The following is a 19,750-nucleotide window of genomic DNA, read 5'->3' on the forward strand; positions in this document are numbered from 1 at the left end:
CGCTTATGACGTACCCCGGACACGGGACCGACGAATTCTCCGGGCGTTACCGACGCGCCACCCCCACCACGAGGAGCAGAACAATGCCACGCCGACCCGTCGACATCACCGTGCCCGACCTGTCCGGGAAACGCGCGCTCGTCACCGGCGCCAGCGACGGGATGGGGGCGGTTGTCGCCGCGCGACTGGCCGCGGCCGGCGCGGAGGTGATCATGCCTGTCCGTAACCCCCGTAAAGGCGAGGCGGCGGTAGCACGGATCCGGCAGGGTCACCCGGAGGCGAAGGTCTCGCTACGCAGTCTCGACCTTTCTTCGCTGGCATCGGTGGCGGCCCTCGGCCACACCCTCGGCCAGGAAGGTGAACCGATCCATCTCCTCGTCAACAACGCCGGCGTGATGACCCCGCCGCAGCGGCAGACGACCGCCGACGGGTTCGAGCTCCAGTTCGGCACCAACCACCTCGGCCATTTCGCCCTCGTCGGACATATCCTTCCGCTGCTGAGTGCCGGCCACGCCCGCGTGACCTCGCAGATCAGTGTCGCCGCGCGGCGGGGCACGATCAACTGGGACGACCTGAACTGGGCGCACAGCTACGACGGGGAGCGCGCCTACAGCCAGTCGAAGATCGCGTTCGGGCTGTTCGGTCTCGAACTGGACCGCCGCAGCAAGACCCACGGCTGGGGTATCACGAGCAACCTCTCCCATCCCGGGGTCGCCCCCACCAACCTGCTGGCCGCCCGCCCCGAACTCGGCCGCGACCGCGACACTCCCCGGGTCCGCCTGATTCGCGCGCTCTCCGCCCGCGGCATCCTTTTCGGCACCGTCGACACCGCCCCACTGCCCGCCCTCATGGCCGCCACCGACCCCGCCGCCGAAGCCGGCCGGCTCTACGGCCCCAGCGGCCCCGGCCACCTCGGCGGCCCGCCCGCCGAACACGAACTGTATCCGCCGCTGCGCAGTACCGCGGACGCCGCACGAATCTGGGAGATCTCCGAACAGCTCACCGAGACGGCCTTTGCCACCTGAACGACCGCACCGAGGTTCACCTGCGCGAGAATCCGTGATCGGCCACCTCCAGCAGCAGTTCCCGGATGGCGCGCAACGCGGGGTTGTCGTCGTCGGCGCGCCAGGCGGTAACGAGTTCGACCGGTTCGCCGTCGATCCCGTGCACCGGGCGCAGGACGACACCGTCGAGCCCGAATGCCTCGGCTGCCCGAGGGACCAGCGCCAGCCCGAGCCCGGCGCGCACCAGGGCCAGGATTGTGTGCACCTGGCTGAGGTGCTGGACATACCGTGGCGCGATTCCGGCACTGCGGAAAACACCGACGAGTACCTCGTAAAAGTAGCGGGCCTCCGCCGGCGAGTACATGACGAAAGGTTCGCCGTCGAGGTCGTGCACATGCAGCGTGTGACCCGGTGCGGCGAGTGGGTGCTCGGCGGGTATCGCGGCCAGCAGGGGTTCCCGGTAAAGCCGGCGATGCACCAGTTCGGTGCCGCGGACCGGCGGCCGTACCAGGACCAGGTCGAGTTCACCGGAACGCAATTCCTCGAGCTGAGTTCCGGAGACCCGTTCCCGGAGTATCAGGTCTACGCCCGGTAGCCGGGTGCGGGCGGCCGCCACGAAGGCGTCCAGCACCGAATGCGCCGAGGAGGCGGTGAACCCCATCGCCACTGTTCCGGTCTCGCCTGTGGGGACCCGGCGCACCGTCAGCGTCGCTTGTTCCGAAAGCCCGAGGATGCGCCGGGCGTCGCCGAGGAAGGACTGACCCGCGGTGGTGAGCCGGACAGCGCGGCCGGCTCGGTCGAACAGTTCGACTCCCAGCTCGCGTTCGAGCAACTGGATCCGGCGCGATAACGGCGGCTGGCTGATCGACAGTCGTTCCGCCGCACGTCCGTAGTGCAGGGTTTCGGCCACGGCGACAAAGCTTTCCAGCTGATTCAGCGTAAACACCGATCCATAATAGGTATTGATGCATGCGGAAAGAGTGTTGGACATGCATCACTCGGGTTTCTTACTGTGGTCGCATTCACTGACGAACAGCCGTTATGCGCAGGAGGAACCCCTGATGTCCGCCCTCACACCGACCGAACTGGCCCAACAGCTCGGCTCCGGTCTGTTGTCGTTCCCGGTCACCCATTTCACCGGGGATCTGGCGTTCGACGAGCCCGCCTACCGGGAGAACATCGTCCGCCTCGGCAAGTACGAGGTGGCCGGCCTGTTCGCCGCCGGCGGCACCGGCGAGTTTTTCTCCCTGACGCCGAAGGAGGTCGGGCGGGTAGTACGAGCGGCCACCGAGAGCGCTCCGGAATCCACCCCAATACTCGCCCCGGCCGGATACGGCACCGCCCAGGCCATCGAAATGGCTCGCGACGCGGAAGCAGCCGGAGCCGACGGACTGCTGTTGTTCCCGCCTTATCTCACCGAATCCTCCGCACACGGCCTGCGCAACCATGTGCGCGCGGTCTGCGAAGCCACCTCGCTCAGCGTGGTCGTCTACGGCCGGGCGAACGCGGTCTACACACCGGAAACACTCGCCGAACTCGCCGATTCCCATCCGAACCTGATCGGATACAAGGACGGTATCGGTGACCTGGAGGCGATCACCCGCATCCACTCCCGGCTCGGCGACCGGCTCGTCTATATCGGCGGCCTGCCCACAGCGGAGACGTTCGCGCTGCCCTACCTGGAACTGGGTGTGACCACCTACAGTTCGGCCATCTTCAACTTCCTGCCCGAATTCGCGTTGAACTTCTACGGCGCGGTACGCGCGGGAGATCGGGCTACCGTCCGCCGCCTGCTCGACGAGGTCGTGCTCCCCTATACCGCGATCCGGGACCGGAAGGCGGGATACGCGGTCAGCGTGGTCAAAGCCGGAATGAAACTCACCGGGCACGATGCGGGCCCGGTGCGGCCACCGCTGACCGACCTGGACGATACCGAGATGGCGATGTTGACCGAGGTCGTCGAGGCCTCGCGCTCCGTCACCGTCTGATTTTCCGCGAGCGATCAGTGATGAATTCGAAGGAGGCCCCTGTGCCCGACCACCCCCAGCCCCACCCCACCGGCGCCATGGTCATCGGAACCGAACTCGTCCTGGGCACTGGAGCACAGGTGCAGGCCCGCGATCCGCGCAGCGGCGAGGTTGTCGAACCGGTCTACCGCGCGGCCTCGGAGGAGCAGATCGATCGGGCGTGCGCCCTCGCGGACCGGGCGTTCCCGCAGTTCCGGGCGCTGCCCGCCGAGCGGCGGGCACGGTTCCTGGAACACATCGCCGACCTGCTCGACGAGCGCAGCGACGCACTGGTCGAGCGCGCACATACCGAGACCGCACTCCCCCGGCCGCGGCTCACCGGCGAAGTCGGTCGCACCAGTGGTCAGTTGCGGTTGTTCGCGGCCGAGCTGCGGGCGGGAACCTGGCAGGGCGCCCGGATCGATCCCGGGCGGACCGGCGACAATGCCCGCCCCGATATCCGCCAACGCCGGATCGCGCTGGGCCCCGTCGTGGTGTTCGGCGCGAGCAACTTCCCCTTGGCTTTCTCCACCGCCGGTGGCGATACGGCATCCGCGCTGGCCGCGGGCTGCCCCGTGGTGGTCAAGGCACACCCCGCGCACCTGGGCACCGCTGAGCTGGTGGCCCGGGCGGTCGCCGACGCGGCCGCCGCGACGGATATGCCGGAAGGGACGTTTTCCCAGCTCGTCGGTCCCGGACACGAGATCGGCACCCGGTTGGTGAGCGATCCGCGGATCCGGGCCGTAGGGTTCACCGGGTCGCGCACCGGCGGGCTGGCGATCGCGGCCGCGGCCGCGGCGCGACCCGTACCGATCCCGGTGTACGCGGAGATGAGCAGTATCAACCCGGTCCTGTTGCTACCGGCCGCCCTGGCCGAGGGTGGTGCCGCTCTGGGCGCCGCGTTCGTAGCGTCGCTGACACTCGGCGCCGGACAGTTCTGCACCAATCCCGGGCTGATCTTCGCGGTCGACGGCGCCGGACTCGACGCCTTCACCACGGCGGCGGCCGAGGCCGTCACCGCGAACGCCGGAGCCGTCATGCTCACCGGCGATATCGCCGGCCACTACACCGCCGCGGGTACGGTCCTGGCCGCACGTGACGGTGTCACGGAGCTGGCTCACGGTGCGCGACCCGACGGCGCGGCGGGCGCCGGCGCCCGGTTGCTGACGGTCGACGGCGCCGCATTCCTCGCGGACCCGCAGCTGCAAACCGAGGTTTTCGGCGCGACATCACTGCTGGTCCGCTGCGCGGATACAACCGAACTGACCGCGGCCGTCCGGGCGCTGGAAGGCCAGCTCACCGCGACCGTGCACGCCGATCCCGCCGACCGGCCCTTGGCTGCCACGTTGCTGCCGCTACTGGAGGAACGGGCGGGCCGTATCCTGTTCGACGGCTGGCCCACCGGAGTGCAGGTCGGGCACGCGATGGTGCACGGCGGGCCCTTCCCCGCCACGACCGCTCCGCGCAGCACATCGGTCGGGACGCTGGCGATCGAACGTTTCCTGCGTCCGGTCGCGTATCAAGACGTGCCGGCGGCGCTGTTGCCGGCCGAGGTGTGCGACGACAATCCGCTCGGCGTATGGCGACGCGTCGACGGCGAAGTCGAACAGGGCAAGCCGGCCACCGGCTGACGAACCGATCCGCCGGTACACCGCCGCCGGCGGCTATCGCACCCTTCCAATGTTGTGAGGATCCACATGAAATCTCGATTGTTGTCACCGGCCCCCGCCATCGCCGATCGCCTCGTCCCGCCACTGCACCACCGCGATGTTCGCTGTCCCGTCCTGGACCGGCCGGTAATCGGTCCGCGGCGATCTCCGCACCCTGCACATCTCTCGAGGGGAGTTCCCGCGATGACCGTTCCTGAGGTCGATACGGATACCGTGCGCCCGCCCGCCGCCGAGCAGGCGTCCCGCCCCGCGCAGGTAGCCCGGTCCAAATCGAGAATGTTCGGGCGGGATTCGCTGGTGACCGCGGCCAAAGCGGTCGCGGGTATCGCCGGGCTTTTCGTCGTCTGGGAACTGCTGGTGGTCGTTTTCGACCCACCGGAGTTCCTGCTGGTCGGCCCGGTCTCGGCATTCGCCGAGCTGATCGAACGCCCCGAGTACTTCGCGACGAACACCTTCGTCACCCTGCAAGAAGCACTGGCCGGTTTCGCGCTCGGTACGGCGCTGGGTGTTCTGTGCGGCGCGGCGCTGCACTATTCCGCGACGATTCGCAGTTTCCTCTACCCGGCACTCGTCGCGATCGACACGATTCCCAAGGTGGCGTTGGCCCCGCTGTTCATCGTGTGGTTCGGATTCGGTTTCGAATCGAAGGCCTTCGTCGCGATGGCGATCGCGTTCTTTCCCCTGGTGATCAATACCTACGACGGTCTCGGTTCGGTACCCAACGAACTGCAGGAACTGGCCCGGATCAACAAGGCGTCGTCGTGGAAGAAGATGACGAAGATCGAAATGATCTACGCGCTACCCTCGATCTTCTCCGGCGCCAAGATCTCCATCTCGCTCGCCGTGGGTGGCGCGGTGGTCGGTGAGTTCATCGCCGGATCGAAGGGCCTGGGGTATGTGATCCTGCTGGCCAACAGCCAGGTCGATCTGCCCTCGATGTTCGCGGCATTCATCGTTCTCGCCGCGATCGCACTGGCGCTGTTCTTCATCGTCGATCTCGCGGGACGAAAGCTCGTCCCGTGGAAGAACCACGCGAAGTGACCAGGGGATCGGAGATTCTGATGCGGAACTCGAGGCGAATACTTGCCGCGATCGCCGGGGCGATCATGGTCGCCACCCTGCCGGCGTGTACAAGCGGTGGCGGCGAGAACTCGATGACTCTCATGATGGACGTCGGCTATCTGCCGAAGCACGCACCGTTCTTCGCGGCGGTCGAGCGTGGCTTCTTCGCGGCGGAAGGGCTCGATATCACCATCATGCCGGGGTCGGGTTCGACCAATACGGTCACCTCGGTCGAGACAGGCAAGGTCGATGTGGGCTTCGCCGATTTCGGCAGCACCATCATCAGCCAGGGCCGGGGAGCCTCGGTGAAACACGTCAACCTGCTGCAAGCCAAGTCGGCTTACGCGGTTGTCGCGCTGGGCGGTACCGGCATCGAAAGCTGGGACGATCTGCGGGGCAAAACCCTCGCCACCGAGGGCGCGGGCGCGATGACCGCGATGTGGCCGTACGCGATGAGCAAGCTGGGATTCGCCGAAGGCGATGTGAACGTCGTACACGCCTCGAGCGGGTCGAAGATACCCGGGCTGCTGGCCGGGCAGTGGGATGCCAACCTCGCCCTGTATGTCTCCGACGAACCGGCCATCGACGCACTCGGCCGCGAAGCGGTCGTGCTGAAGTGGGCGGATATCGGCATCGACCTCTACGGCAACGGCATCGTCGTATCCGACGACAAACTTGCCGGCAACCCCGAACAGGTGCGCAAATTCAACCGGGCGATGCAGCAGGGTTTTCTGTGGTCGTGCGCGCATCCGGAAGAGGCCGCACAGGATTTCCGGAACGAGGTCAGCGGTTTCGAAACCGAAACCGTCACCCTGGCCATCCGCGAACAATGCTCCCTGAACTGGGGTACCGGTGAGGCCGCGAACAACTTCGGGGTCATGGACGACGCGGGTGTCACGAAAATGATCGATATCGCCCGGAAGTTCCTCGGCCTGCCGGCCGACAGCGATCTCTCCCCAGCCGATATCTACACCAACGAGTTTCTCGCGCCGCTCCACCGCGACGAGACCGTTCAAGCGCCGTAACAGCCGGACAGAGGGCCTTATGAACAACGAATACGCCATCTCGGTCAACAACATCGGTATGACCTACCGCTCCCGGGACGGACACGACAACACCGTTCTCGAAGGACTCGACTTCCATGTCGAGCCGGGACAATTCGTCTCGATCGTCGGACAGTCGGGCAGCGGGAAGACCACCCTGCTGAAAACGATCTCCGGACTGCAGCAGCCCACCGCGGGCGAGATCCTGGTCAAAGGCCGGCCGATCAACGACGGTCTGGAAGATATCGCGATGGTGTTCCAGAGCCCGGTGCTGCTGCCGTGGCGCAACAACATCGACAATGTGCTGCTACCACTGGAATTCCGCGGCACCCGCACCGACGAATCGCGCCGCTATGCCCAGGAACTCCTCGAGATGGTCGGTCTCGGTGATCGCGCCACCCGGTACTCCTACGAGCTCAGCGGCGGTATGCAGCAACGGGTCGCGATCTGCCGCGCGTTGGTCTCGCGGCCCCAACTACTGCTGATGGACGAGCCGTTCGGCGCGCTCGACGCCATGACCCGCGATTCGATGAACTTCGAGATCCAGCGTATCTGGCAGGCTGCCGGATGCAGCGTCCTGTTCGTGACGCACAGCATCTCCGAAGCGGTCTGGCTCGGCGACCGGGTGGTCGTCGTCGGCGGGCGGCCGGGCCGGATCGTCGCCGATATCGCGATCGACCTGCCGCGGCCGCGCGGCAAAGAGCACCGGTTCTCCCCGGTTTTCTCCGATTACGTCACGGAGATCGAATCCCATATCGGGGTCACCACCGGTATCAGCTGACCCGCGCTCCGAAACCTTTCTCCCATACCGAATCCCGAGAGAATGAGGGAAGCAATGCTGAGTATCACCGCCGACGCCGGACAGGTCGTGCGAACCTACGGGCTCGAGGCACGTAAAAGCCTGCTCTTCTCCGCGATCCGCCTCGATTCCTATCCGCTCGTGGCCCCCCTGATCGCACGCACCGACGACGAAGAGTTTCTGCTCGTACGCCAGCAGGAGCAGGGCAACGCACTGTCGGCCGGGGTCCCGAAGGACCGGATCAAGTTCTACGCACCGTGGGTGACGATCGACCCCCGGATCATCGCCGACACTCCCGCCGCGACCTCGCTCACCGATCTGGTCCGGGAGCTGGCCGACGGTTCGGGCGTGCAGCTGGCGGCGGATGTCGTCTACAGCCACTACCTCGCGCTGTCCGGGGCGGTGGACCTCACCGTTGCCCACCAGGACCCCACCCCGGTAACCGCTTACGAGATCGATACCGACGAAGTACTCGGCCGGTTCGCGGCGTGGCGCGCGACCGGAGTCGAGACCGCGCGGCGGCTCATCGACGGCGTCGAGCATCTCGCGGGCCTGGAAAAAGAGTTCACCACCACCGAGGACAGCAGGTATTCGGCGCTACGCTCCCTGGCCGACGACCGCTCGCTGGACGCGCTACTGCTCGCCGCGCCCCCGAACTTCACCGAAGCGACCGGTTTCGCACAGCCGGACGGTGCGGTCGCGGTATGGCTGGCCGGCTCCGGGAAACTGCTGGTGCTGGTTCCCGAAGGCGGTGCCGCCGCGCCCGGTGCACCGATCGGACGATTCCCCTCCGTCGGTGCGGCGGTACGCGAACTCGCCCGCGGCCCGCGCACCGGTGTGGAAGACGAGTGGATCGGTATCGGCCTGGCCCGCGAACTGGAACGTGAACATGCGGAGCTGGTACCGGTATCGCGTGATCTGGGGCATTGGCGCGATATCCGCGATCACGAAGATCTCGCGTTCCAGGTGATCGCCGCGCGGGCGAGCGTCTTCGCGATCGAGGAGGCGCTGGCCTGGGCGGAAGCGGGCCTGGACGCGGGACGTTCGTGCTCCGAACTCGATATCTACTCCGTCTACCTGGACAAGATCGCCGAATTCCGCACGGCGAACGAGATCCCGGTCGGTGTGGAACCGTATTTCACCAATCTGCACTCGTCCAACCGGATGCTCTTCCCCGGCCCGCCCGTCGACTACCCGATCAATGCGGAGACGACCTGCATCCAGCTCGACGCCGGGGTGCGTATCGTCTGCGACGGGGTAACGGTGGCCACCTCCGATATGGCACGTTCGCTCCCGCGTACTCCGGCGGCAAAGGAGGCCTACGCCTTCTTCTTCGATGTGGTCCGCGAAGGCATCATCGGGCAACTGGCCCCGGGCGTGATCTGCGAGGACGTCCACGAAGGGACGCTGCGTTACCTGGCTCCGCATCTGGACCGCATGGTGGAGATCGGCATGCTGGGAACGGATATCGACTTCGATACCGAATACCGCAAACGCAATGTCGGACATCTCATGGGCAAGCAGGAGTCGTTCGCGAACGAGCTGCGTCCCGGTTACAAGCATGTCCTCGATATCGGCTCCTACGGCGCCGCCGAAATCCCTTGGCGCTACGAGAATGCGGCAATCGGCACCGAGGATCTGTGGTACATCGGGCGCGACCGCACCTACATCGTGAGCAAACGATGACCGCGCCGGAGCGACTTACGCTGCACCTCTACCCACTCGCGCGTGGCACAACGCGCCCGCTCGTCGAATCGGAAACACCATGACTGATACGAACGAACGCCTGGCGGCGCTCTCCCTCGAGCTGCCCGTCCTGGGCCCGCCTCGTTACGCGTACGAGGCGACCACCCGATGGGGCGAGATGTTGTGGATTTCGGGACAGATCTCACGAACTGCCAAGGGAGACATACTGCGCGGCCACCTCGGTGATACCGCAACCGTCGAGGAAGGTATCGCCGCGGCCGAAACCGCCGCGCTGAACTTGCTGGCCCGGATGAACGATGCCGTCGGCCTGGCGAATATCCGCCAGATCCTGAAACTCGATATCCATATCGCGAGTTCGCGCGAATTCGTTGATCAACCGACCGTGGCCGACGGGGCCTCCCGGCTGCTGCGAAACGTTCTGGGCGACGCCGGCCGGCATGCGCGCACCGCCCTACCGGCACATGTACTGCCCCAGGGTGCGCTCGTCGAACTCGACGCCACCGTGGCTGTCCGGGCGGACTGACAGGCGCACCGGCACCGCTGCGCATCGCCACGGCCCGAGACCCTCGCGGCGCTCGGCCGGGTCCCGGCCGGATGAGGGCGGCCGGGGCCTTCCGGGGTCCTCGGACCGGCCTCGGATCCGCCCGCGCAGCGGGTCACCCGGCCCCCAACGAGGCCTATTCCTCCAGTCGATCGCGACCGAGCTGCACGAGCCGGATATTCAGCTCGTGCAGCACCCGCAGCTGCGCCATGTTGTACAGCGAGAACATCGCCTGGGCGATGGTGTCCTCGGCGTTCTTCGCGCCACCCGGCGCGTCCGCTGCCAGGTCCTTCCACTGCGGGTACTTCTCCCGGCTCCGCAGAACCGCGGACACCATCCGCTCGGCGAGGGATTCGATGGCGGTGGCGTCGGCGTCGGCGGGCAGATTCTCGAAATCGACGTCGACCGAGTCTCGTTCGGCGAGCATCTGCTGCAGCACCTCCAGGGCGCGGTCGCTGAGAACGGTCGAATAGACCATGAGCATCGACTGGTGTGCCTCGGGCACGCCCTGAGCGATCGTGGGTGCGAATGCCGGCGGAGTATGGGCGGGGGTGCGGTGGCGCATGAGCACTGCCAGCTCCGCTCTGATGCGGTTCAGCCGGTCGACCGTCGCTTCCAGTTCCGCGTCCAGCACGCGAAGTGCCTGGTCCGACTCGTCGTCCGCCTGCCCCGCCGCCGGGATCTGCGATAACGGGACCCCGAGTTCGCTCAATCGCTTGATCTGCAGCAGCCGGATCAGGTGCGGGACCTCGTACTGTTTGTACCCGTTCGACCTGCGTTCCGGCTCGTCGAGCAACCCGATCTCGTGGTAATAGCGGATGGCTTTGACGGTCGAACCCGCCAGTTCGGCGAGCCGGCGGGTACTCCACGCCATTGCTACCTCCTCGTGCGTATGCTGCCCGGAACTCTTCTCGTAGTGCTCAGCCCGCTTTCTCGCAGGTTACGTCCTGCTCGGGCATGGTGCCGTCGACCAGGTAGGCAGTGGCCGCCTCCGATGCACAAGGGTTGGTGCCGAGGACGTAGACCCCGTGCCCGCTACCGTCGACGGTCACCAGCCGCGACCGCTCACCGAACTTCTCGTCGAGCAACTCGCCGCCGCGTAGCGGTGTGACCGGGTCGCGCCGGTTCTGCAGGATGAGGACGTCGGCCGGGCCCTCCGCATCGATCCGCACCGGTGGTTCCGACGGCCCGAGCTGCCAGTAGGCGCAGGGCGTGATGTTCGCGGCAGCAGCCCCGTAGAGCGGATACTTCTCGCGGTCCTCGGCGACGGCGCGGCTGTAGGCCTGGACGTCGTGGGGCCATTCGACGTCGTTGCAGGTCACCCCGAGAAAGACCGACCAGGCGTTATCGCTGGGCGAAGGCGCACCGGTACCCGGCGGGCGGCCGGCCGCGGGCCCCGCAGTCCCGGTGTCGAGCAGCGTCCGCCAACTCTCCGCCGCGGACTCGTACAAGGCCTCGCGGTAGAGCGTGAAGAAGTTGCCGAACCGGAAGAGGCCGCCGTCCATCCCGTCCACGGGGTTCTTGTCGAGTCGTTCGGCGAGGGTGAAGTAGGTCTCGCGCACCTCCTGGGGGGTGCGGCCCAAGCCGTAGGTATCGTGCCGCGCGGCAGCCCATTTCGCGAAGTCCGGGAAGGTCTCCTCCATACCGCGGCCGTACCTGCGCATCCCGTCGTGGTCGAGGAAGGTGTCGCCGATATTGCTGTCGAGCACGATCCGATCGGCACGTTCAGGAAACATCGAAGCGTACGCGGCACCCAGTGCGGTGCCGTAGGAGTAGCCCAGGAAGCTGGCCTTGTCCTCCCCCAGCGCGGCACGGATCCGGTCCAGGTCCCGGGCCATATTGGCCGTCGACAGCTGCCTCAGTCTGCCTTCGTGGTCGTTGGCCGCGCACTGCTCGGCAACTCCCTGGGCAACTGCGGCCTGCGCGGTGACCGCCGCATCGTCCACCGCATAGGGCGGAATATTGCCGAAGTACGCCTGGTCATCGGTGAATCCACAGCTCACCGGCGCCGAATGGCCGACTCCACGAGTATCCATTCCGATCAGGTCGTAGCTGTCCTGCACATCGGCCGGCAGCCCCTGGGCTACCAGAAAACCGGGCTGGTCGAGACCGGTTCCACCGGGACCGCCCGGGTTCAGCAACAGCACACCGCGACGCTTATCCGGTTTCGTACTCGCCAGCCGGGAGATCATGATCTCGATCTGCGTACCTTCGGGCTCGCCGTAGTTCAAGGGCACCGGCACGGTGGCGCACTGCAACTGCGGTGGGGCGGCCTGCACGTCCGGGGGGCAGGCGGCCCATTGCACCTGCGCCGCGGGTTCGGCCGCCACCGGCGGCGCCCCCGCCAACGCGCCGGTCAGACCGAGCACAGCCATCAGGGTCGCCCCGCGGGCAACCTTCCGTTTGCGGACCATAACCAAACCTCCCCGAATGTGGTGTGACAAGAACTGCCTTGCCGACCACCACTGCACACCGTGCCCTCGGGGCAGGGTCAAGGTCGCCGTGGCGAGCTCGGTGAAAGCTCACAACCCCGGACCTCCGCGAGTCCGGGTACGGTAGCTATCGCCCCCGATCACGGTGTGGTTCTCCTGCTGAACACTCTGGATGTCATCGATGAATTCAACCGCCGAAAAACTTGCCGACCTGCGTAAGAAGCTGGAGATCGCGCAGGAGCCGGCCGGCGAGGCGGGGGCGGCCAAACGAGCGCGTAAGGGCATACCGTCCGCCCGCGACCGGATCGAGATGCTGCTGGATCCGGGTACCTTCGTCGAAATCGGCGCTCTCGTACGCAATCCCACCGATCCCGACGCTCTGTACGGTGACGGTGTGGTCACCGGGCGCGGCCTGGTGGACGGGCGGCCGGTCGCCGTGTTCTCCCATGACCAGACCGTGTACGGCGGCACCATCGGTGAGATGTTCGGCCGCAAGGTCGCCGCGATCATGGACCTGGCGGGGAAGATGGGCTGCCCGCTGATCGGTATCAACGATTCCGGCGGCGCGCGCGTCCAGGAGGCCGTGACCTCGCTACGCTGGTACGGCGAATTGGCGACCATGATGGAACCGCTTTCCGGTGCGGTGCCGATGGTTTCGCTGATCCTGGGCAACTGCGCGGCGGGTGCGGTGTATCAGCCGATCTGCACCGATGTCGTGGTCGCCACGAAGAGCGCGCATATGTTCGTCACCGGCCCCAAGATTCTCGAGGACGCCCTCGGCGAAAAGGTGGATATGGAGGAGCTGGGCGGGGCCTACAATCAGGCCGCCTACGGCAATATCCACCACATCGCCGAGGACGAAGCGTCCGCGTTCGCATGGGTCCGCAACTATCTGAGCTATCTGCCGTCGAGCTTCTCCGAGCTACCGCCGGTCGTGAATCCCGGTCTGGAACCGACGGTCACCGAATCGGATCTGACGCTGAACACGCTGGTCCCCGACTCGGACAACGCTGTCTACGATATGCACGACGTGCTGTTGCGGATCTTCGACGACGGTGAATTCCACGAGATCGGCGCGGCCGCCACCACGAACCTGATCACCGGTTTCGCACGTGTCGACGGCCGCCCGGTGGGTGTGGTCGCCAATCAGCCGACCGTGCTGGCGGGTGCACTCGATGCCAAGGCCGGCGATAAGGCTGCGCATTTCATCCACATCTGCAATGCCTTCGAGATCCCGCTGGTGCTGGTGGTCGACACCCCCGGGTTCCTGCCCGGGGTGGAACAGGAGAAGCAGGGCGTCATCAAACGCGGCGGCCGATTCCTGTTCGCCTACGTGGAAGCCACGGTGCCCAAGGTGACCGTGGTGGTGCGGAAGGCCTACGGCGGCGGATGGGCCGTGATGGGGGCCAAGGCACTCGGTTGCGATGTGTATCTGGCGTGGCCCACCGCCCGGATCGCGGTCATGGGTGCGGAAAGCGCCGTCGGCCTGACCCAGCGCAAAATCCTCGACGCCACCCCGGAGGATCAGCGCACCGCGCTCCGGCAGCAGATGATCGACTTCTACAACGCCACCGTCGCGACTCCGTGGATCGCGGCCGAGCGCGGCTATATCGACGCCGTGATCGAACCGTCGGCCACGCGGCTGGAGCTCCGGCGGGCGCTGCATCTGCTCCGCGACAAGAAGGTCATCCGCTACCCGCGGAAGCATCATCTGCTGCCCTTGTGATTCGCGGGTCAGCCGGCCGGGGGAATGAATGCCTTCAACGGCTCGGATCCCGACTGGTCATGGCCCCAGTAGGCGTCCGCGGTGATCTCCTCGGATGTGTAATACCGCTCGTCGACGAGCATGCCCTCGGTACCGAACTCGAGGTCCCAGCCGCCGGGTGCGCGGACGTAGAACGAGATCATCTTGTCGTTGGTGTGCCGGCCCAGCGTGGAGGAGATCGAGAACTCCTGCCGGTTGACACGATCCAAGGCCTGGCCCACCGCATCGAGGGTGTCCACCTCGGTCATCAGATGCACCAGGCCGGGCTCCTCCGTCGGCGGCGCCGGACACAGGGCGAGGCTGTGATGGCGCTGGTTGATACCGAGGAAACGCACCCGGTTCACCCCCTCCTCGTCGAGCCGGATCGAACCGCGCGGCAGGAAACCCAGCACCTCGGTATAGAACTCGTACGATTCGGCGAACTTCGCGCTCGGCAGCACCACATGGCCGAGTCCGTGCGCACCGGTCACCCAGCGCCCGGCGAACGGTGTCACCAGCGGGCTGTGATCGAGAACCGGGCCGTGGAACACCTCCAGGCGGGTGCCGGCCGGATCGTCGAATGCGATGGCCTGCTCCACATCGAGATAGGCACTTTCCTTCCGCGACAGCACCTCTACGGTCCGCCCGGATTTCTCCACCGCCTCACGTACCCGCCGGAGCGCGAACTCGTCGCGTACCTCCCAGCCCACGGCCAGCGCCCTGTCGGAATCACCGGGAAGTATCGCGAGACGGGCGCGGCGTTCGTCCACCCGCGCATAGAGCGCATCCGGTTCGGGGCCGGAACCGACGGCCATTCCGAGACCGTCGATGAGCAGCTCGCGCCAGCGCGCGACGTCTTGGGTCTGGACTCGCAGATAGCCGAGACTACGTAGTTCTGTCATTGCTGTCTCCCTCGAAACGCCCTTCGGCAGCCGCGTCGCGGAACTCCTCCGCACGCGGGTGGTGTGGCCAACATTCCCAGTGTCGAGATGCCGATACATCCGGGGTCTCGTTCAGCGGAACCGTGCGGGTTCCGGACCACCCGGAACCGGTAGAACAGTGGCGACGGCACCGGCATACACATGCCCGAACCTGGGGAAAGGTGGATATGACCGACACCGGGGCCTTGGTGGCTTCCCTGCTCGATCGAGTGCGGGCGCTCGAGGACAAGGCCGCCATCCAGGAGGTCCTGTCCGCCTACGGCCCGGCGGTCGATGCCGGTGATGCCGACGCAGTCGGCCGACTGTGGGCCGAGAACGCCGTATACGACATCGATATCCGGGTGCTGGAAGGCCGCGACGCGATCACCGAGATGGTGCGCACGGCACCGCACCAGGACTACATCGCCGAGGGCTGCGGACATCTGCTCGATCCCGTCCACATCCGCGTCGACGGCGATACCGCTGTGGCCACTTGCCATTCGCTGCTGCTGCGCCGCAACCCCGATGCGGACTCGTTCCGGGTGTGGCGGGTCACCGCCAACCGTTTCGACCTCGTCCGTGTCGACGGCAGATGGCTCATCGAACGTCGCACCGCCCGGGTACTCGACGGCAGCGCGGCCGCCCGCGAACTACTCGGGCGGGCCGGCCGGCAATAGGTCACAGCCCTCGACCGCGAATGGCCGCTACCCCCGCGGCCGTGCGCTCATGCGGGTATCCGGTCACCGGTACGCAGGGGTACACCGACACGGTGCAGATGCCGCAACGCCTCACCGTACGAGGCGATCAGCCCGGTCTCGTGATAGGGCACCCCGATTTCGGCGCAGTAGTCGCGGACGATCACCTGGGCGCGACGGAGATTCGGCGACGGCATACTCGGGAACAAATGGTGCTCGATCTGATAGTTGAGCCCGCCGAGGGCGATATCGGTCAGCACACCACCCCGGACGTTGCGTGAGGTGAGCACCTGGCGGCGCAGGTAGTCGGGGCGGTCGTCACCGGTCAGGGTCGGCATGCCCTTGTGGTTCGGGGCGAATATGCAGCCCATGTACACCCCGAACAGCGCCTGGTGGACGGCGAAGAACACCAGGGCCTTGTCGGCGGGCAGGACCGCGAACAGCGCCCCCAGGTAGCCGGCGAAATGGGCGAACAGCAGTGTGCCCTCGAGCACGCGGTTCTTGATCGACCGATTCCGCAGCGCCCGCACGCCCGCCAGATGGAGGTTCAGACCTTCCAGCATGAGCAGCGGGAAGAACAGGAACGCCTGTGCCCGGCCGATGAGGCGAGCAGGCCCGCGGCTCGCCCGGGCCTGCCGCTGCGACCACACGAGAATATCGGGCGCGACATCGGGGTCGAGTTCCTCATGGTTGGGATTGGCGTGATGGCGGGTGTGCTTGTCCTGCCACCAGCCGTAGCCCAGGCCGATACCGGCATTGCCGACGACCCGGCCCACGATCTCCGTCGGCCGCCGCAACCGGAAGACCTGACGGTGCGCGACATCGTGCATGACGAGCGCGACCTGAGCGAAGGTCACGGCCATGAACACCGCGATCAGTAGCGTCCACCACGAATCACCGACGAGGACGAACGCCACCCAGCCTGCCACGAAGGCGAGCCCGACGGCGGCGAGCCGGACGACGTAGTAGCCGGGTCGCCGCTCCATCAGTCCGGCGGCGGAGATCCGGCGCAACAAGCGGCCGTAATCACCGTCGGCACCACGCCGCGATGATCGTGGAGCGGGATTTCGAACCAGGGCAGGTGTCGTCATAGATCTTCCTGAGAGTCGGGACACCGAACCCAGCTCCGCCCGTTCCGGTGACGAACGACCGCAATCGATGATCGGAGTTCGAACCAGAGGGTACTGCTCGGTGCGTCGGGACAGGTGACGAATTCGATACCCCGAACTTATCGGCCGGATTCTCGTTGCGGGTAATCCTGCGGTACCGGAACGGAGTAGCTCTCCGGTGTGAGATGGCCGGCCGCTGTGTCAGGCCGCCGTTGCGATCTCCACCACCCGCGCCCAGGCCGGTGGCCGGTCCGGGACGTAATCCGGGCTGTGTTCGCTCCAGCCCCGGTTCCGGCGGAACAGCCCGACCACCGTCCGGCACTGCGGCCGGCTGCTCGGCCACGGAGTCTGTCCGTCGGTCAGTACGACCAGCACATCGGGGCGCGGCCTCGCGCGCAACGCCTTGGCGAACCCCGTACGCAGATCCGTACCACCACCGCCCACCAACGGTATTCCCTCCGCGCGGCACAGCGGGTGCGCGACTCGTGCCGCCGCATCACACGACAATACGGTCACCAGATCGCGCCGCCCACCGACGGCGCGACTGATGGCGGCAACCTCGAGCAGCGCACTACCCAATTCCGCATCGCTGACCGACCCCGACGTATCGATGATCACGCTGACCCGGGGAGGTGTGCGCCGCAGGCTCGGCAGTACCGCCCCGGGCACACCGGCCGAGCGCCGGGCAGGTCTGCCGTAGGTGTAGTCCGCGCCGATACCGGGGGCCGAAGCCGCCGAACGGATGGCCGCTCCCAGCAGGTCCCGCCACGGTTGCGGCGGATGCAACGCCTCATCAGCCCAGCGGCGCCACGCTCGGGAAGCAGTGCCCGGACGGCCGGTAATACCGTGGGCCACTCGGAACCGCACCAGTTCGCGTTCCTGTTCGCTGAGACCGTCCGCACCGTCGGGGCCCAGCTCCCATTCGCGGTCCGATCCGTCGGCGCCGCTACCGCAGTCCAGCCAGGCCAGCACCTGGGTGCGCGGGCCGAGGCGGAATTGCCGGAGGTAGTCCTCCATGAGTTCGCCGCGGGACAAACCCAGAGTCTCCGGCAGGACCGCGCCCGCAGGTTGAACCAACCCGTCGCCGAACGCGTCGTCGTTGATCTCGGCGTCCGCGGCGATATTCATCCGCAACCGTTCCGCCGGCCCGGTGAGCTCATGTGTGCGGGCGAACCGGTCGCTGCGCCGGTGGTGGTCGCGGAGCAGATGGGAGACCTCGTGGACGAGTACCGACGCCAGTTCTTCCACGGGCGTGTAATCCACGAATGCGGGCGAGATGTAGCACCGCCAGTACCGGTCCACGCCCATCGTCCGCGCTTCGCGTGACTCCACGATATGCAGCGCGTACAGGGCGGTCGCCAGGTACGGCCGGGCGCGGGCAGCTTGCAGGCGGGCGGCGAACAGTTTGCCGGAATCGAGTTTCGCGACGTCGGTCATCGGCCCACCTTCGTGGCGACCCGGGCCGCGGCGCGCTCAGCTCCCTGGGAAACCGACACCATTCCGGCGAGCTCCTCGATAGCCGCCGGCACGACCCACTCATCGCGGCGCAAGGTGGCCAGAGTGGTCGCGGGAACGACCACCAGGTCCGGCGCCCCCGTTTCCACCGCCCGCACCAGCAGCGACCAGGCCGCATCCCAGCGGACCTCCGACGGTTGCCGGCGCACCGCCGCCACCACTGCGTCGAGCACAGCCTGCCGCAGATCACCGCGCTCGGGTAGTTCGGCGGCGACCGGATCGGCGAGCAGCATCTCGGGATCGGGGAGGTCCATCCGGTCCATACTCGCCAGCAGTTCGAAACCGGGCCCGTCGCCCACAGCGCCCCGGACCAGCAGGGAGAGCACATCTTTCGAAGACCCGGCCGCGGTGGCGAAGGCGATCAGCCGCACTGTCATATCCCAGCTCCGCGGTGAGGGCCAGGCGCCGCCGCGGCGGGTCTCACTACCGGGCAGCTGATGGACGAGCGCGGGGCGGGCCGCGAGCAGCCCGCATACGGCACGGCGGGCGAAAGTCACTGCTTCCGTGAATTTTTCCGGCTCGAGCCGAGGCAGGGTCGCCCGCGGCCAGGTTCCGCCGAGCCCGCGCACGACCACATCATGGTCGTGGGTCCACTGCAGATGCACGAAGCGGTTGGCCAGCGGTGGGCTCAACTCCCAGCCGTCGGCCGCCGACGAGCGCGGGTTGGCGGCGGCCACGATACGAACACCGGGTGGCAGTTGCAGGGCACCGATCCGGCGTTCCAGAACCAGGCGCAGCAAGGCGGCCTGCACGGCCGGTGGTGCTGTCGACAGTTCGTCCAGGAACAACAGCCCGCGGCCCGACTGCACGAGCCGGACCGCCCAATCGGGCGGAGCCATCGGCACACCGTGCTCGGCCGGATCCTCGCCGATGATGGGCAGACCCGAGAAATCCGACGGTTCGTGCACGCTCGCGATCACCGTGGTCAGCGGGAGATCCAGCGATTCGGCGAGCTGCGTCAGGGCCGCGGTTTTGCCGATTCCCGGTTCACCCCACAGCAGCACCGGCAGGTCGGCGGCGACGGCCAGAGTCAAGGCCTCCAATTGGGTGTCGGGGCGCGGTTCGGTCGTGACGTCGCCGAGCATGGCCAGTAGTTCACCGGCAATATCGAGTTCGGTGGGGCGGGCGCGGTCGGAGCTCGGCGCGCGAAGAAATGCAGTCATATTCGAATCACCTTGTGTTGTGGTCATATTCACAGTGGAGCGAGGATGTGCAGGACTGGGCGGGTAGGGCACAGAGCAGTGGACGGGTCGGAGTCATCTGCTCGATAGGGACCTGCGGCTGACGGAGACCGAGCCGGACCCACACGGACCGGCACGCCGTCCCTGTCTCCGGTGGCAGTTGGGGTGTACCGGTGTTTCGCGGCTTTCGCGGTTGTTCGAGGGCGGGCCGTTGTTTCGGGGTCGTCGCTGGTTCATCACCAGTGCGCAGCGGACGGACGTTGGGACCGGCGGTGTCCGGGTTCGCGGCTGGCTGGAATAGAGCCGATCGGACGCTGTTGGG

17 protein-coding genes are annotated in these 19,750 nt (G+C 66.9%); 10 read left to right on the top strand and 7 right to left on the bottom strand.

The genetic code is table 11. From position 1 onward, the window contains the following. The first annotated feature begins 83 nt into the window (after positions 1-83). Positions 84-1,025 carry an SDR family oxidoreductase gene (locus ACFWPH_RS07090; RefSeq protein WP_378748686.1) on the top strand — a complete coding sequence of 314 codons (942 nt, stop codon included), beginning with the start codon at positions 84-86 and terminating at the stop codon, positions 1,023-1,025. A 16-nt stretch (positions 1,026-1,041) separates the two neighbouring features. Here ACFWPH_RS07090 and ACFWPH_RS07095 read toward each other — a convergent pair whose 3' ends face one another. Continuing rightward, the gene (locus ACFWPH_RS07095; RefSeq protein ID WP_378748687.1) at positions 1,042-1,950 is read right to left on the bottom strand and encodes a LysR family transcriptional regulator; all 909 of its coding nucleotides are present in this window, start codon (positions 1,948-1,950) and stop codon (positions 1,042-1,044) included. A gap of 115 nt (positions 1,951-2,065) precedes the next feature. On the opposite strand from ACFWPH_RS07095, the gene kdgD reads away from it, so the two are divergent. The 7 genes from kdgD to ACFWPH_RS07130 all read left to right on the top strand — a co-directional run bounded on the left by kdgD (position 2,066) and on the right by ACFWPH_RS07130 (position 9,814). Then, entirely contained in the window at positions 2,066-2,992 is a 927-nt protein-coding gene (gene kdgD, locus ACFWPH_RS07100) for a 5-dehydro-4-deoxyglucarate dehydratase (protein WP_378748688.1), read from the top strand. 77 nt (positions 2,993-3,069) lie between these two features. Further along, a complete protein-coding gene (locus ACFWPH_RS07105; protein WP_378749417.1) occupies positions 3,070-4,641 on the top strand; it encodes an aldehyde dehydrogenase (NADP(+)) in 1,572 nt (523 codons plus the stop codon). Positions 4,642-4,863: 222 nt separating this feature from the next. After that, positions 4,864-5,721, top strand: a complete 858-nt coding sequence (locus ACFWPH_RS07110; RefSeq protein ID WP_378748689.1) for an ABC transporter permease — start codon at positions 4,864-4,866, stop codon at positions 5,719-5,721. Positions 5,722-5,741: 20 nt separating this feature from the next. Beyond that, positions 5,742-6,767: an ABC transporter substrate-binding protein gene (locus ACFWPH_RS07115; protein WP_378748690.1), complete on the top strand. Its 1,026-nt coding sequence runs from the start codon at positions 5,742-5,744 to the stop codon at positions 6,765-6,767. 19 nt (positions 6,768-6,786) lie between these two features. After that, a complete protein-coding gene (locus ACFWPH_RS07120) occupies positions 6,787-7,566 on the top strand; it encodes an ABC transporter ATP-binding protein (protein ID WP_378748691.1) in 780 nt (259 codons plus the stop codon). A 54-nt stretch (positions 7,567-7,620) separates the two neighbouring features. After that, complete coding sequence (locus ACFWPH_RS07125; RefSeq protein ID WP_378748692.1) at positions 7,621-9,270, top strand: M24 family metallopeptidase; 1,650 nt, start codon at positions 7,621-7,623, stop codon at positions 9,268-9,270. A 79-nt stretch (positions 9,271-9,349) separates the two neighbouring features. Beyond that, on the top strand, positions 9,350-9,814 hold the full coding sequence (locus ACFWPH_RS07130) for a RidA family protein (protein ID WP_378748693.1): 465 nt from the start codon (positions 9,350-9,352) through the stop codon (positions 9,812-9,814). Positions 9,815-9,968: 154 nt separating this feature from the next. Here ACFWPH_RS07130 and ACFWPH_RS07135 read toward each other — a convergent pair whose 3' ends face one another. Next, on the bottom strand, positions 9,969-10,706 hold the full coding sequence (locus ACFWPH_RS07135; protein WP_378748694.1) for a MerR family transcriptional regulator: 738 nt from the start codon (positions 10,704-10,706) through the stop codon (positions 9,969-9,971). A 46-nt stretch (positions 10,707-10,752) separates the two neighbouring features. Beyond that, a complete protein-coding gene (locus ACFWPH_RS07140; protein ID WP_378748695.1) occupies positions 10,753-12,246 on the bottom strand; it encodes an alpha/beta hydrolase in 1,494 nt (497 codons plus the stop codon). A 199-nt stretch (positions 12,247-12,445) separates the two neighbouring features. On the opposite strand from ACFWPH_RS07140, the gene ACFWPH_RS07145 reads away from it, so the two are divergent. Continuing rightward, positions 12,446-13,990 carry an acyl-CoA carboxylase subunit beta gene (locus tag ACFWPH_RS07145; protein WP_378748696.1) on the top strand — a complete coding sequence of 515 codons (1,545 nt, stop codon included), beginning with the start codon at positions 12,446-12,448 and terminating at the stop codon, positions 13,988-13,990. Between the two features lie 8 nt (positions 13,991-13,998). On the opposite strand, the gene bphC is transcribed toward ACFWPH_RS07145, so the two are convergent. Further along, positions 13,999-14,910 (bottom strand): biphenyl-2,3-diol 1,2-dioxygenase, encoded by a 912-nt coding sequence (gene bphC / locus ACFWPH_RS07150; protein WP_378748697.1) that lies wholly within the window; start codon positions 14,908-14,910, stop codon positions 13,999-14,001. A gap of 206 nt (positions 14,911-15,116) precedes the next feature. Here bphC and ACFWPH_RS07155 point away from each other — a divergent pair, with 206 nt between their 5' ends. Beyond that, positions 15,117-15,605 (top strand): nuclear transport factor 2 family protein, encoded by a 489-nt coding sequence (locus ACFWPH_RS07155; protein ID WP_378748698.1) that lies wholly within the window; start codon positions 15,117-15,119, stop codon positions 15,603-15,605. A 47-nt stretch (positions 15,606-15,652) separates the two neighbouring features. Here the strand turns inward: ACFWPH_RS07155 and ACFWPH_RS07160 are convergent, their stop codons facing one another. From ACFWPH_RS07160 to ACFWPH_RS07170, 3 genes are all read right to left on the bottom strand, one after another. Continuing rightward, a complete protein-coding gene (locus tag ACFWPH_RS07160) occupies positions 15,653-16,714 on the bottom strand; it encodes a fatty acid desaturase family protein (RefSeq protein WP_378748699.1) in 1,062 nt (353 codons plus the stop codon). 219 nt (positions 16,715-16,933) lie between these two features. Further along, entirely contained in the window at positions 16,934-18,169 is a 1,236-nt protein-coding gene (locus ACFWPH_RS07165) for a VWA-like domain-containing protein (RefSeq protein ID WP_378748700.1), read from the bottom strand. After that, entirely contained in the window at positions 18,166-19,410 is a 1,245-nt protein-coding gene (locus ACFWPH_RS07170; protein WP_378748701.1) for an AAA family ATPase, read from the bottom strand. The genes ACFWPH_RS07165 and ACFWPH_RS07170 overlap by 4 nt, the downstream gene beginning before the upstream one ends. Positions 19,411-19,750 lie beyond the last annotated feature (340 nt).

It is taken from the genome of Nocardia sp. NPDC058499 (assembly GCF_042719915.1).
GTDB lineage: Bacteria > Actinomycetota > Actinomycetes > Mycobacteriales > Mycobacteriaceae > Nocardia.

Bases quoted from the DNA above. Each gene is read 5' to 3' on its own strand.
- ACFWPH_RS07120 (WP_378748691.1), top strand. From the start codon at position 6,787: ATGAACAACGAATACGCCATCTCGGTCAACAACATCGGTATGACCTAC.
- ACFWPH_RS07090 (WP_378748686.1), top strand. From the start codon at position 84: ATGCCACGCCGACCCGTCGACATCACCGTGCCCGACCTGTCCGGGAAA.
- ACFWPH_RS07105 (WP_378749417.1), top strand. From the start codon at position 3,070: ATGGTCATCGGAACCGAACTCGTCCTGGGCACTGGAGCACAGGTGCAG.
- ACFWPH_RS07110 (WP_378748689.1), top strand. From the start codon at position 4,864: ATGACCGTTCCTGAGGTCGATACGGATACCGTGCGCCCGCCCGCCGCC.
- ACFWPH_RS07125 (WP_378748692.1), top strand. From the start codon at position 7,621: ATGCTGAGTATCACCGCCGACGCCGGACAGGTCGTGCGAACCTACGGG.
- kdgD (WP_378748688.1), top strand. From the start codon at position 2,066: ATGTCCGCCCTCACACCGACCGAACTGGCCCAACAGCTCGGCTCCGGT.
- ACFWPH_RS07170 (WP_378748701.1), bottom strand. From the start codon at position 19,410: ATGACTGCATTTCTTCGCGCGCCGAGCTCCGACCGCGCCCGCCCCACC.
- ACFWPH_RS07135 (WP_378748694.1), bottom strand. From the start codon at position 10,706: ATGGCGTGGAGTACCCGCCGGCTCGCCGAACTGGCGGGTTCGACCGTC.
- ACFWPH_RS07130 (WP_378748693.1), top strand. From the start codon at position 9,350: ATGACTGATACGAACGAACGCCTGGCGGCGCTCTCCCTCGAGCTGCCC.
- ACFWPH_RS07155 (WP_378748698.1), top strand. From the start codon at position 15,117: ATGACCGACACCGGGGCCTTGGTGGCTTCCCTGCTCGATCGAGTGCGG.
- ACFWPH_RS07160 (WP_378748699.1), bottom strand. From the start codon at position 16,714: ATGACGACACCTGCCCTGGTTCGAAATCCCGCTCCACGATCATCGCGG.
- ACFWPH_RS07140 (WP_378748695.1), bottom strand. From the start codon at position 12,246: ATGGTCCGCAAACGGAAGGTTGCCCGCGGGGCGACCCTGATGGCTGTG.
- ACFWPH_RS07145 (WP_378748696.1), top strand. From the start codon at position 12,446: ATGAATTCAACCGCCGAAAAACTTGCCGACCTGCGTAAGAAGCTGGAG.
- ACFWPH_RS07165 (WP_378748700.1), bottom strand. From the start codon at position 18,169: ATGACCGACGTCGCGAAACTCGATTCCGGCAAACTGTTCGCCGCCCGC.
- ACFWPH_RS07115 (WP_378748690.1), top strand. From the start codon at position 5,742: ATGCGGAACTCGAGGCGAATACTTGCCGCGATCGCCGGGGCGATCATG.
- bphC (WP_378748697.1), bottom strand. From the start codon at position 14,910: ATGACAGAACTACGTAGTCTCGGCTATCTGCGAGTCCAGACCCAAGAC.